The 13,032-nt window shown below is 32.4% G+C and carries 16 protein-coding genes; 3 read left to right on the top strand and 13 right to left on the bottom strand.

Annotated elements, in window-relative coordinates; genetic code table 11:
• Positions 1–4: 4 nt before the first annotated feature.
• From RBU61_RS15750 to RBU61_RS15770, 5 genes are read right to left on the bottom strand one after another with little or no spacing between them, the layout of a single operon-like run.
• Positions 5–538, bottom strand: coding sequence for a 2-oxoacid:acceptor oxidoreductase family protein (locus RBU61_RS15750; protein ID WP_308876591.1), 534 nt, complete (start codon positions 536–538; stop codon positions 5–7).
• Positions 538–1,275 (bottom strand): thiamine pyrophosphate-dependent enzyme, encoded by a 738-nt coding sequence (locus tag RBU61_RS15755; protein WP_308876592.1) that lies wholly within the window; start codon positions 1,273–1,275, stop codon positions 538–540. The genes RBU61_RS15750 and RBU61_RS15755 overlap by 1 nt, the downstream gene beginning before the upstream one ends.
• Before the next feature lie 2 nt (positions 1,276–1,277).
• Positions 1,278–2,333: a 3-methyl-2-oxobutanoate dehydrogenase subunit VorB gene (gene vorB / locus RBU61_RS15760; protein WP_308876593.1), complete on the bottom strand. Its 1,056-nt coding sequence runs from the start codon at positions 2,331–2,333 to the stop codon at positions 1,278–1,280.
• Between the two features lie 47 nt (positions 2,334–2,380).
• A complete protein-coding gene (locus tag RBU61_RS15765; protein WP_308876594.1) occupies positions 2,381–2,599 on the bottom strand; it encodes a 4Fe-4S binding protein in 219 nt (72 codons plus the stop codon).
• A gap of 28 nt (positions 2,600–2,627) precedes the next feature.
• Positions 2,628–3,881 (bottom strand): MFS transporter, encoded by a 1,254-nt coding sequence (locus tag RBU61_RS15770; protein ID WP_308876595.1) that lies wholly within the window; start codon positions 3,879–3,881, stop codon positions 2,628–2,630.
• A gap of 281 nt (positions 3,882–4,162) precedes the next feature.
• Here RBU61_RS15770 and RBU61_RS15775 point away from each other — a divergent pair, with 281 nt between their 5' ends.
• Complete coding sequence (locus RBU61_RS15775) at positions 4,163–5,965, top strand: heme NO-binding domain-containing protein (protein WP_308876596.1); 1,803 nt, start codon at positions 4,163–4,165, stop codon at positions 5,963–5,965.
• Positions 5,966–6,078: 113 nt separating this feature from the next.
• Here the strand turns inward: RBU61_RS15775 and RBU61_RS15780 are convergent, their stop codons facing one another.
• The 5 genes from RBU61_RS15780 to RBU61_RS15800 form a co-directional block, all read right to left on the bottom strand.
• Complete coding sequence (locus RBU61_RS15780) at positions 6,079–6,615, bottom strand: spore maturation protein (protein ID WP_308876597.1); 537 nt, start codon at positions 6,613–6,615, stop codon at positions 6,079–6,081.
• Entirely contained in the window at positions 6,605–7,231 is a 627-nt protein-coding gene (locus RBU61_RS15785) for a nucleoside recognition domain-containing protein (RefSeq protein ID WP_308876598.1), read from the bottom strand. Before RBU61_RS15785 ends, RBU61_RS15780 begins: the two co-directional genes overlap by 11 nt.
• A gap of 177 nt (positions 7,232–7,408) precedes the next feature.
• Entirely contained in the window at positions 7,409–8,746 is a 1,338-nt protein-coding gene (gene mgtE / locus RBU61_RS15790) for a magnesium transporter (protein WP_308876599.1), read from the bottom strand.
• A gap of 282 nt (positions 8,747–9,028) precedes the next feature.
• A complete protein-coding gene (locus tag RBU61_RS19635; RefSeq protein ID WP_374212456.1) occupies positions 9,029–9,325 on the bottom strand; it encodes a HesB-like (seleno)protein in 297 nt (98 codons plus the stop codon).
• 303 nt (positions 9,326–9,628) lie between these two features.
• Complete coding sequence (locus tag RBU61_RS15800) at positions 9,629–10,024, bottom strand: phage holin family protein (protein WP_308876601.1); 396 nt, start codon at positions 10,022–10,024, stop codon at positions 9,629–9,631.
• Between the two features lie 159 nt (positions 10,025–10,183).
• Here RBU61_RS15800 and RBU61_RS15805 point away from each other — a divergent pair, with 159 nt between their 5' ends.
• Positions 10,184–10,369 carry a DUF1858 domain-containing protein gene (locus RBU61_RS15805; RefSeq protein ID WP_308876602.1) on the top strand — a complete coding sequence of 62 codons (186 nt, stop codon included), beginning with the start codon at positions 10,184–10,186 and terminating at the stop codon, positions 10,367–10,369.
• Between the two features lie 59 nt (positions 10,370–10,428).
• Here the strand turns inward: RBU61_RS15805 and RBU61_RS15810 are convergent, their stop codons facing one another.
• On the bottom strand, positions 10,429–10,659 hold the full coding sequence (locus RBU61_RS15810; RefSeq protein WP_308876603.1) for a glutaredoxin family protein: 231 nt from the start codon (positions 10,657–10,659) through the stop codon (positions 10,429–10,431).
• Between the two features lie 205 nt (positions 10,660–10,864).
• Here RBU61_RS15810 and RBU61_RS15815 point away from each other — a divergent pair, with 205 nt between their 5' ends.
• On the top strand, positions 10,865–11,131 hold the full coding sequence (locus RBU61_RS15815; RefSeq protein WP_308876604.1) for a late competence development ComFB family protein: 267 nt from the start codon (positions 10,865–10,867) through the stop codon (positions 11,129–11,131).
• Between the two features lie 26 nt (positions 11,132–11,157).
• On the opposite strand, the gene RBU61_RS15820 is transcribed toward RBU61_RS15815, so the two are convergent.
• A complete protein-coding gene (locus tag RBU61_RS15820; protein WP_308876605.1) occupies positions 11,158–11,523 on the bottom strand; it encodes a metalloregulator ArsR/SmtB family transcription factor in 366 nt (121 codons plus the stop codon).
• 18 nt (positions 11,524–11,541) lie between these two features.
• The gene (locus tag RBU61_RS15825; protein WP_308876606.1) at positions 11,542–13,014 is read right to left on the bottom strand and encodes a hypothetical protein; all 1,473 of its coding nucleotides are present in this window, start codon (positions 13,012–13,014) and stop codon (positions 11,542–11,544) included.
• Between the last annotated feature and the right edge of the window lie 18 nt (positions 13,015–13,032).

Genomic DNA, 13,032 nt, shown 5'->3' on the forward strand with positions numbered 1-13,032 from the left:
CCTCCTAGTTTTCTACTGAATTATATCCCATTTCAAAACAAACTCCGTTTGCTGGATTTACTTTGCCCTTATCTGCAAAGAAGTTTTCAATTCCTTTAGCAAAAGTATCTTTATCAAGAAGGTTTGTTGCCTTTATAAAAGCTCCTAAAATTGCAATATTTACTCCTCTAGGATTACTTGCTTCATGGGCAATATCATTTGCTGGTACTTCAACTACTTTTATATCATCTCTATATTGTCTATCTTTTACCATGGAGGAATTTACTATTAAGACTCCACCTGGTTTCATATTTTTTTCAAACTTGTCTATGGAAGGTCCATTCATGGCAATAAGTACATCTATGTTCTTAACGAAAGGACTGGCAATTTCATCATCACTAATTTTTACTCCACAGTTAGCTGTTCCTCCACGCATTTCTGAACCATAGGATGGAATCCAAGTAACATTTTTACCATTATCCATGGCAACTTTCGCTAAAATCAGTCCTGCTGTTAATACTCCTTGACCTCCAAAGCCTGCAGATATAATTTCCATCATTACTTTGTTCCCTCCTTGTCAATATACTCACCTGTGTTGAAAAATTCTTTAACTACACCGTCTATTCTTTCGGAACAAGCTACAGGTGCCATACCTAAGTTAGTTGGGCAAGGTGATAGTATTTCTACTAAACAGAACCCTTCATTATTCATATGCTTTTCAAAAGCTTTTTTTATATATTTTTTTGTTCTCCTAATATCTCCTAGATTAGATACTGAGCCCCTTGCTAAATATGGAATATCTAAACTTCCCATAACTTTTACTACGTCAAAGGGTTGTCCTGTTTTTGAAGTATCTCTTCCCTTAGGAGAAGTAGTAGTTTTTTGTCCTTCTAAGGATGTAGGTGCCATTTGTCCACCTGTCATTCCGAAAACTCCATTATTTATAATTATTGTTACTACATTATCGTTTCTTAGAGCTGCGTGCATGGTTTCTGCAATACCTATGGAATAAGCTGCTCCATCTCCTAGGTACGCAAGTACTGGATTATCTTTTCTAATCTTTTTTACACCTGTCGCAGTAGCTATAGGTCTTCCGTGAGCTGCTATTACGGTATCAAATTTCCATGTATCTATGTGTAAAGAAGAACAAGCCACATCTACTACTGTTAATAGTTTTTCTGTTAATCCCATTTCTTCCATTGCTTCTCCGATTAAACGTGAAACAATTCCATGTCCACATCCTGGACAAAATGATGTCTGTGCAAAGGATATTGATTCTGGTGCTCTTAATTCCATTATTATACCTCCTCACCTGATAATATTTTATTTGCTTTTTCAATAATAACTTCTGTTTCAGGTACATCTTTAACTGTTGTATATTTGTGTACAGGATACTTATTACCTGTAGCTAAAATCACATCGTCTACCATCTGACCTAAAATGTTCATTTCCACTGTCATTAACGCCTTACATGAAGCTGATAATTCTCTGAAAGCCTTTATAGGGTATGGCCATAAGCTAATAGGCCTTATTAAACCCAACTTTATTCCTTGACTTCTTGCAACTTTTACTGCCTCTTTACATACTCTTGAGCTGATTCCATAGGAAACTAGTACAACTTCTGCATCTTCTACTTCCATTGACTCCCATCTTTGCTCGTTTTCTTCCATTTCTTTATATTTATTTGCTAAGAACTCATCATAATTATCCATATAGTATAAAAGATTTGTGATTTTCTTTTGTTCTTCACCTTTCTTACAACCTTTCATGGACCAATCAAACTTGTCTATATTATGTTCTTCCATTTCAGGTAAAGCTACTTTTTCCATCATTTGACCAATGGCTGCATCTGAACCAATAATTACTGGATGTCTATATTTTTCTGCTAAGTCGAAAGCCAAGTGAGTTAAGTCAACATTTTCTTGAACAGAGTTAGGTGCCAGTACTATGGTTCTATAGTCTCCATGTCCTCCACCTCTAGTTAATTGCCAGTAGTCTCCTTGACTCTGTCCAATATCACCTAGTCCATTTCCATATCTCATAACATCTACTAGTACAGCTGGAAGATCTGCTGCAACAAGGTAAGATATTCCTTCTTGAAAAAGACTAAATCCTGGACCTGATGAACTTCCTATTACTCTAGCTCCAGCTGCTGAAGCACCAAGCATCATATTTATTCCACCTAGTTCAGATTCAGTTTGTACAAACTCACCACCTATTTCATCCATTCTCCATGATAAATACTCTAATATTTCAGTTTGCGGTGTAATAGGATAACCGCTATAAAATCTACAACCTGCTCTTATGGCAGCTTCTGCTAATGCTTCATTACCTTTCATCAATACGTATTCCATATATTTACCTCCTATCATTTTGTTCCTAGTCTATATCGAATAAAGTCTTATTCTATTGTATAAACAGTATCTGGGCATACAGTATAACAAGCCCCGCAACCTATACATTTTTCTTCATCTACTTGAGTTGGTGAGTAACCTTTTTTATTTACTATGCCCATTATGGATATGGCGTCTTTAGGACACGCCTTGATGCAATAGTAACATCCTTTACATTTCTCAGGATTTGTTTTAGCTTTCGCTGTATTTTTTATTGCTGTTGCCATGTTAATTCCTCCTATATAAGTTATTTTGTTATATATTATTTTGTTTTTTATACTTATTAGATAATTTCACAGCTACTAAAGCTACTAATAAGGATACAATTGTTACTCCTATGGTAAATATAAATATACGACTATATCCTGCATCCCCATAAGTATCTAGCCACTTGCCAAATAAAGTATATACAAACATATCAGGTAAGTAACCGATTACTGTAATAATAGCTAAAGCTGTTCCAGTAACTGCTGCTGGTACTTGTAGTTCTGATATAACTGCATATAAAGGTCCTTTGGCCATATATAAAGCAATGGCATTAAGAAGCATTACAGCTATTATTAAAATATTATTTCCTCCTGGCATAAGTAAAAGCATAGCCATGGATATTGCACATAATCCTAAGGAAACTACTTGACCTTTACTAGCTGATTTAAATACATTATCTGAAACATAGCCTCCTAATGGTCCACCAATAAATCTAGTTGCATAGTTTCTAATAGTTCCTATACTTGCTGCTAATGTTAATGACAATCCTAGTACACCTGTGCTATATGGAGTTAAATAACTTAGTCCTGCAATAAATGTAACTTGTCCAAACATTATAATTGCCACAATCCATACTGCTGGGTATTTTAATACTCCAAAGTAATCTTTAATGCTGATTTTTTCAGTTGTAGTAGTTTTTTCTTCAGCATAGGTAAGTTTTTCATCGTATAAAAATATAATTAATATTCCTGCTATTACACATAAGACACCCATAGTTGCTACAGCACCTTTGAATCCTAGTAGAAGGTTGTCAGCAAATAATGATAATACATAAATCATAATAAAGTTAATTAATAATGATGCCACACCATTCATGGCTTCGAAGATTCCAAACATTCTACCTTGTTCTTCTTCACTGCCTAATAAACGAATTCCCTTTAAAAGGGCAGGCCAGAATGCAAAACCACCTGTTATGGCTGCTCCAAACCACACTAATTTCACCATTGTAAAACTTCTATAAGTCACCATAAGTAAGAAACATATTGCTGCATTACCAAATGTAGATGCTAATAGAACAGTTTTGGGTTTAAATTTATCCGCAATCCATCCACCTGGTAAATATGATAATGTACAAGCCATTGCATAGATTGATAACAATGAGCCAAGCTGGGCATTGGTAACTCCCATAGCTGCAATCATTTGATCATAAAATGTACGGCTCATATATGGTAGCGTATACATAAATCCGTAGGTCAGACCTAATGCAAATAGCAATAATAATCTTTTAACTTTTTTATTCATGTTTATCCTCCTAATTTCACATTTTAATCTTTAGTTTTTATCTGAGAATAAAATACAATAATGCATCTATCCCTCCTTATATAAATAATATTAATTTTATGACAATTCATCTTGATAATCATATTATAGTATGGTCATACCAATAATGCAATAATTGTTATTTTTCTTTCATACCTCTTAGTATCTAAATAAAATATATTTTTTTGTTTAATACCATGATATACCAAATCTTTAATTGGTTGTGATATAATATATTTAAATTGTACAGAGGAGGAATTACTGTGAAAGGTACTATAGTTTCTGCATGGGTTGACACTTGCAGGGAATTGTATGGAGAAAAAATAACAAACCAAGCATTGGAACATTTTAATATAAGTCCTAATAAAATATTTTCGCCTACAGAGGATATAGAAGATAATGTGGCTCGAGGAATTCTTGAATATATTGCTGAAAAATTAAATAAGTCTTCTGATGAAGTATGGAGAACCATGGGAAACCATAATGTTCTTACTTACTCTAAAGTTTATCCCGCATTTTTTAGATATAAAAATTTATATTCATTTCTCCAAGCAATGTATGATATTCATGTAGTTGTTACTAAAAGAGTTAAAGGGGCAAATCCCCCTATATTAGGAATTAAGCCTATAGATAAATTTACTGCCCATATGACCTATTCTTCTCAAAGGGGAATGTTTTCTTATTTCCATGGTATGCTAGAAGGTGCTAGTATGTATTTCAAAGAAGACATTGTGGTGGAAACTGTAGAAAAGACGGAAGACTTTTTAAAACTATCTATTACATTTCCTGAAGAAATCTACTATAAAAAGAAATACAGGTTTAATAAACTATTATCTCTAGGATTTATAAAGAATATAGAAGGAAAAATTGCCTTGGCATCTCTTATATTTTTAGGTATTCCAGTAAGCATTCTCTCTAGATTCGTAGATTCTTCCATTACAATACCTTTAACTTTAATTTTATCAATTTTAGTTCCATTTTTAGTTACTAAGGGTCTTTTTATTCCTATAAAATCTATCTATAGTTCCCTTGATGAAATTATAAATAAGGATTTGTCCATGATTCATGATATATCTACTGGAGATTTTTTTGAAGATATTAATCTTAAATTAAAGGACTTAAAGGAATCTATCAAAAAAGATTTTGTTGGATTTAAAGGTACTACAGATGAATTAAACGTCTTTGCTGATAAATTCGCTGATATTTCTGCTAACATGAGTTTTACCTCTGGAGAAATATCAAATGTGGTGGAACAAGTGGCAACCGGTTCAATTAATCAGGCTGAAGAAACAGAACAGACTGCTTATAGCCTAAATAATTCTATTATCTCATTAAATGAAGTAGTAGATAAGGAAATCAAAGGAAAAGATCAACTAGAATCTGCCGTGGATCAAATCAATAAGGGATTTAATGATTTGAAGTCTACTTCTGATAGTTTAAATAATATATTAGCTCAATTTTCCCATGTAAAATCTAAAGGTCAAGATTTACAAAATAGGGCCAATGAAGTAAAAGATATTGTTGAAACTGTAGAAAGTATTGCGGAGCAAACCAATTTACTTGCCTTAAATGCAAGTATAGAAGCATCACGTGCTGGAGAATATGGTCGAGGTTTTACTGTTGTTGCCATGGAAATCAGAAAATTAGCAGAAGGCTCTAAGGAAGCGGTTCAAACTATAAATAATAATTTAGAATCTTTTGTAAGAGATGTTGCTGGATTTGTTGTTTCTATATCGGATCAATTTAGTATTCTTGAAAAAGAAAATATTAAATTAAGTTCAGTTGCAGAGGAAAATTACTCTGCTGTAAATTCTGTAGCTAAGGTATCTCAATTGATTACTGAGCTAACAAAAGAACTGACAATGGAAACTGACAATATAAATTCCCTTTTCCAAGGTATAGAGTCATTGGCAGCAATTGCAGAAGAAAACTCTGCGTCATCACAGGAAGTATCTGCCAACGTTCATGCATATACTGAAGAAATTAAAAAGATGACAAAAAGTATATATGAGTTTAAGGAAGTTAGTATGGAATTTAGTAAAGAGCTGGAGAAGTATGTAGTTTAAGGTAGAAGCTTATTTAGTGAATAGTGAATAGTTGTGAAAGTTTCTAGTAAACTAGAAACTATTAACTGGCGACCAAAAGGTCGCCTTCATTATTCACCATTCACTATTAGATATCAACTAAAAAAAATTCTCGCCACGTACACTGCCGACACCAATCCAACCAAGTCTGCTATTAATCCTGCTGACAATGCGTGTCTATGTTTTTTTATGGATACTGAGCCAAAATATACTGCTAGGATATAGAATGTAGTTTCACTGGAACCCATCATCACTGCTGCTGTTCTACCAAGTAAAGACTCTGGTCCATGGATCTTTATTAATTCACTCATAATTCCTTGAGCGCCGCTGCCTGATAAGGGTCTCATAAATATCATAGGGACTACTTCTCCTGGAATCTTAAATAGCTCTATGACTGGACTGAAAAGCTTAATTAGCATATCCATAGCTCCTGATTCTCTAAAGACTCCAATGGCTACAAGCATGGCTACAAAAGAAGGTATAATTCTTATGGCAGTAGTAAATCCATCCTTTGCTCCTTCCATAAAGGATTCATAAACCTTAATATTTCTAATAATTCCATAAAATATAATCCCAACAATCATGAAAGGAATAGCAAATCTAGATAAAATCTCCATTACTTCAATGAACATTCTGCCTTCCTCCTTTACTTCTACCTCTTTTTATTTTGTATTTAGGTAATCTTTGAAGTGTCTTTGCTGCTATTATGGCTGTAGTTGTAGATATGGTAGTGGCAATTATGGTAGGCCCTACTATTTGCGTTGGATTAGTGGCACCTGCTGCTGCCAGTATTGCTATGGTGGAAGCAGGTATTAGAGTTACAGATGAAGTATTTATGGCAAGAAATGTGACCATTGCATCTGTTGCTGTGTCTTTCTGTCTATTTAACTTTTGTAATTCTTCCATTGCCTTTAATCCAAAGGGAGTTGCTGCGTTACCTAAGCCTAAAATATTGGCAGATATATTCATTATCATGGCTCCCATGGCTGGATGATCAGCTGGCACGTCTGGAAATAAAAGTATCATTATTGGTTTAAGAAGTCTTGATATTCCTTTTATTAGTCCAGAATCCTCTGCTATTTTCATGATTCCTAACCACAAAGCCATAACTCCAATGAGTCCCATGGCTAATTCTACAGCTCCTTTAGCACTTTCTATGGCACTTGTAGTTACATTATCTAAGTTTCCAGTAATAGCTCCAACTATAAATCCAATAATAATCAAAGCTGCCCAAATAAAATTAATCATATAAACACCCCTAAAAAAACAATTGATAATTATTTATTTTTATTATTAATCTTTATATTCTATTCTATGAAGCTTATCCATATTCAAAAAACAAAAGAACCCAAGACTTTCCTTTGAAAAATCTTAGGTTCTAATTCTTTAAATTATCAATCGTTAATCGATTTTCTTCATTATTAATTATATTCCAAGTAATGTTTTTGCTATACCAAAGTATACCATTAATGCTAATGCATCTACTATGGTTGTAATCAGTGGACCTGCCATTATTGCTGGATCTGCCTTTAGTTTTTTTGCTATTAGCGGTAATATTCCACCTACTATTTTTGATGCCATAACTGTAACTACTATAGTTATGGAAACAGTTAAAGCTACAGTAGCATCTACTTTTTCTAAAAATATAATTCTTATGAAGTTAATCCCAGCAAGGACTGTTCCAACTATAAAGCTTATTCTTAATTCTTTCCATAATACTTTCCACCAATCGTGGGTAGTTATTTCACCTGTTGCCAACCCTCTTATTATTAAAGTAGATGATTGGCTTCCTGAATTTCCTCCAGTATCCATTAACATTGGAATAAATGTACTAAGCACTACTACAGACGCCAAGACATCTTCAAATTTACCCATTATTCTTCCAGTAAATGTGGCTGAAACCATTAATACTAAAAGCCAGGGCAATCTATTTTTAGCCAGTGTCATAACTCCTGTGTTTAAATAAGCATCTTCAGATGGAGACATAGCGGCCATTATCTGAAAGTCTTCTGTAGCCTCTTGTTCCATAACATCCATAATATCATCAACAGTAATAATTCCAGTAAGCCTATTTTCATTATCTACTACAGGAAGTGCTAAAAATCCATATTTTCTAAATACATTGGCTACACTTTCCTGATCATCATGGGTATATACTTTTATTACTTCATCTTCCATTATATCTTCTATAATTTTATCTTCATCTGATGTAACTAGAGTTCTTAGGGAGACAAATCCCTCTAGAGTTCTTTTTTTATCTGTTACATAGCAAGTATACACAGTTTCTTTATTTAGCCCTATTTCCTTTATATGATTCAAGGCTTCTTTTACAGTTGCTTCTTTTCTCAAATCAACATATTCTATAGTCATTATGCTACCAGCAGAGTCTACAGGATATTTCAAAAATTGATTTATTAATTTCCTTTCTTCCTCTTTTGATGATTTAAGAATCTTTTTTACAATATTTGCTGGCATTTCTTCAATTAAATCTATCATGTCGTCAAAAAACAATTCATCCACAATATATTCCAACTCTTTATCGGTTATGGAATTTATTATGCCTAATTGTTGTTCTGTAGAAAAATGAGCAAATACTTCTACTGCTAAATCCTTTGGTAACATTCTAAAGATTAGAAGAGTTGAATGTACATCCAAGGGATCTAATAGTTCTGCCACGTCTACTTCATTCATTTCTGATAATTCTTTTTTAATTTGTACGTACTTCTTTTCTTGTATTAATTCCAATAATATTCTTTCATCCATGTTCTCCCTCCAACTAGAGAACCACTATTTGTGACGAAAATGGTTCTCCTATTATTCTCTTTATTTTTCTTTTATTTATACTGGGTAAAGGCCCCGAATCCATTTTCATCACCAACCTTCCTTTCTTAGCGAATAACTAATAGTGAATAGCTAATAGCTATCTGTTATTCACTACTTATAAACTTTAACTTTTTCTATTATACCATACTTTCCTTATCCACCCAAATAAAAAAAGATAGGGCATCCTATCTTTTTTTATTTAAACTATTCACTCTTAACTAATTAACATCCACCTGTGCCTCTATCTGGAATTACTGTAAATCCTCTTCTTAGCCAATCATCACTATAATCTACAGTAAACTTTCCATAGTTATCTTCTAATCCTTCTTCTATTAAAAACTTAAAGTCTCCAACTGACATTTCTAAATCTCCATCTTTGTGCTCATCCAGAGCTATGCCAAATGATGGACCGCCTCAACCATAGCCTGCAACATAAATTCTTAAAGGTTTATCCGTTTGTTTAGATTCTATGACTTTGGTTAGTTCTTCTGATGCTTTTGAAGTTACATCTATTATCATATTAATTGCCTCCTTTGAGTGTTTTCTTATTACATTATATACCCACTAGGGGTATTTGTAAACAGTTATTTATAAATTCTATCTATAAATGAATTTATACTAATAGATTACCCTTATCGTTTGCTTTTAATTATTAATTATAAAATAAAAAGAGCTTCTAAAAAAGCCCTTTAAGAAAGCTTTTTTTGAAACTCATTGAAAGTGGAACTTTCATATTCCCTATAAAAAATAGAGGAAATATCTTCCTCCATTTTTTATAATTTAAAATCGTCAATTGTCAATTATATATTGTCAATCCTACTTCTACATTGCTCTTCCTGGTATTATAGCATCTACTATACCTATTACTAAAGCACCTATTATGGCACCCCAAACAGATATATTAAATCCAGGGATTATAAACTTGGTAACATAGAGAATAAGTGCAGCTACTAAGAATCCTGATAATCCTCTTCCGAATGGAGAAGCATTTACACCAGTAAACTTTTGGATTAAGTGATCCAACACTCCAATTACTACTGATGCTAGTAATAAGCTCCATATACCGTCTATTGTGAATCCTGGAGTAAAGTAAGCTGCTATAGCTACAACTATTGCTGTTACTAATATCCTTATGATCATTTCTCCTATGTTGAAACTATCATCTCTGTCTCTATCTCTGTCTTTTTCTGGATTTTTATTTCTATCATTATTATCCATAGTTTCACCTCCTGATATAGTATTCTCCAAGAATGCTTTTTTTTATACAAAGAAATATTAAATAATTTTTATATTTTGAGAAATGATATATTTATACTAGAAAGGGTATAAAATATATGCTACTATATTAGTAGAGTATAAATAAGGAGGTTGAAAAATATGGAAATCACAAAAGATATGCTTATTGGCGAGTTAATTAGGAAAAAGCCAGAATCAGTAGAAACTCTTATGAGATTTGGTATGGGTTGTGTAGGTTGTCCATCTAGCCAAATGGAAAGCTTAGAAGAAGCTGCTATGGTACATGGCCTAGATTTAGATAAATTAATGGCTGCTTTAAATGAATAATATGAAGCTATAATTACAAAAAGGAAGAGATTTTTCAGTAAATCATCTTCCTTTTACTATTATTTTTCTAATAGCTCATCGATTTTTTCTTTATCAAAGCCAACTATTTCTTCATCATCTATAACTAAAACTGGAACACCCATATGCCCCATAGCCATTAGTTCTTTTCTCGCATCTTTATCTGTTTGAACATTTTTTTCAGTATAATCAATACCTTTTTCTGTCAAGTAATCTTTAGCTGAAACACAATATGGGCAGGTGTTACTAGTATAAACTATTACATTTGCCATTAAAACCCCTCCTAAATTTTTCTGATTTATATCATCTTTGAATAATTAATCAATATTCTCTGATGTTAGTATTTTACCCATAGTTTTTAATAATAATCACATATTAAAATTTAATATCATAGGTTTGACAACAATATTTTAAAATAATATAATATTAATTATTTGAATTAGAGCGAATATAATATTTATAACTAAGGATGATGGTATGATAAAAAACTACATGGAAATATTAGTAGATGAAATCTTTAAAGAAATGAAAATTTCTAATAAAATGTGTAAAAACGAAAGTTGTGAACATGATATAAAAGTTACTGCTTTAAATAATTTACATCCTGTTTACTTTAAATACGATGTAATAGCAGGAGAGAAGAAAGCTTTCTTGCTAGACCGTCAAAGAAGAATATCTGTATTGGCAAAGATAATTGAAGCTACAGATATAATATGTTCATCTTGCATTGAAAGTGGAGAATAAACCTACATCCCATAGGGATTGTAGGTTTATTTATGTTTGACGTGATCTAATGCCTGTTCGAACAGCCCCAATACATGATCGTCATCTAAGGAATAAATTACTAGTTTTCCTTCTCTTTTAAACCTAACTAATTTCATATCTCTTAATATTCTCAGCTGATGGGATATAGCTGATTGAGTCATATCTAATATACTAGCTATATCACATACACATAGAGATGATTTTGATAATATATAGATTATTTTAAGTCTAGTGGAATCTGACAAGGCTTTAAATGTACTGGAAAGAATATCTATCTCCTTTTCATCTTGTAACTCTTTTTTTAACTTTTCTAAAGATATATCGTCTATATGATGAGTCATACATATTAATTTGTCTTTAGTTTCGTCCATTTATCTATACCTCCTATTTTAATCTGTGGGCATCATAGATACAGGTGAATCTACTGGCTTCCCCGTCATAGGATCTATGTGTATTATCCAATATCCTTCCGCATTTATACCTTCGTACCAAGTATTAAATTCTCTTTCTCCAACATAAGGGTGTTCTTCTCGCATAAACTTGCCTGGTATTCCATATACAAAATATTTTACATTTTCTCCCTCATTATATAGTCCAAATAAATAGTGTTGATATTTATCCATTAACTGACTGCAAGTGGCAGTATTTTCCCTATAGAATTCTTTATTATTACCACCAATAATATAGGAGAAATATGGAAGGAATGCTCTATATTCATTTTCTTTATCTAATTCAACTATCCACCAATTATAACCTTTGAGTTTATATTTGAAAGGTTCTATATATGGGAAAAACCTTAAAATACTAAGCACATAATTAGTCGTCTGATTTTTTTGGTTTAGCTTTTTCATATAATCTAGAGTTTTATAATCAGGCTCAAAGTCATCTTCGTCATCTTCATCATCTGCGTCTAATCCTACTACAGTTTCTTCTATATTTTCTTCTAATTCTTCCACTTCTAATTCTTGTACTTCTTCTTCTAATATCATTAACTCTTCTATAGCTTCCTCTTCTAATGCTTCCGCTACTGGTTCCTTTGCAGGTATATCATATTTTGGGTTATATTCAGGCTCCCTAGCTGGAATATCATATAATGGATTATATTCCATTTCTTGAGCAGGTACATGATATATTGGTTCAATTTCTTGTTCTTTAGCCGGTATATCATATATTGGATTATATTCTTGTTTTATAGATTCAGTATATACCTCTTCTTTTGGTTCAACACATACTTCTTCCTCTGGTTCTTCTATTGTTTCCTTCTCCACTTCCTGAACTTCTTCCACTACTTTAGTCTCCTGAATTTCCTGAGTTTCTTCTATCTCTTGGATTTCTATGACTTCTTCTACCACCGAACTCTGTTCTACTTTTTCTATTTTTTCTACTTCTATGCTTTCCTCTACTTCTTCGACCTCTATCTTCTCTTCCTTTGGTTCTTCTTTAGACTCTATAATTGGACTTAAAGGCATTGTATCTATGTACCTTTGAATTGTTCCATTTTCTTGGTCTAAATATCCACCTAATAATACTTTTCCATCTCTTACTATTAGAATACCCGATATTTTATCTAAGAAAAGGTTTTCTTTTTCCAATTCCTGTTGCAAAAATACATATTCTCCCTTTCCTTTTCCAAGTTCATCAGTAAATATCTTCCCTAGATTCCAAACATTATTTCCACTGTCGTTTAAAACAAATACTACATTGTATGCCTTATCTTTTTCTGCATTTTCAATATTTACAGTAACTAATCCCCTAATCCCCTTTATTTCTAATTTACAGTGGCCCTTGGGATTTCCTCCTATGTTTGAAAACTCTTTTTTCAGTATTATAAACTTTCTCGTATACGCTAATGATGATGGCATAAAATTACCCCCTTTTCA

The organism is Tissierella sp. MB52-C2, assembly GCF_030931715.1.
GTDB lineage: Bacteria > Bacillota > Clostridia > Tissierellales > Tissierellaceae > Tissierella.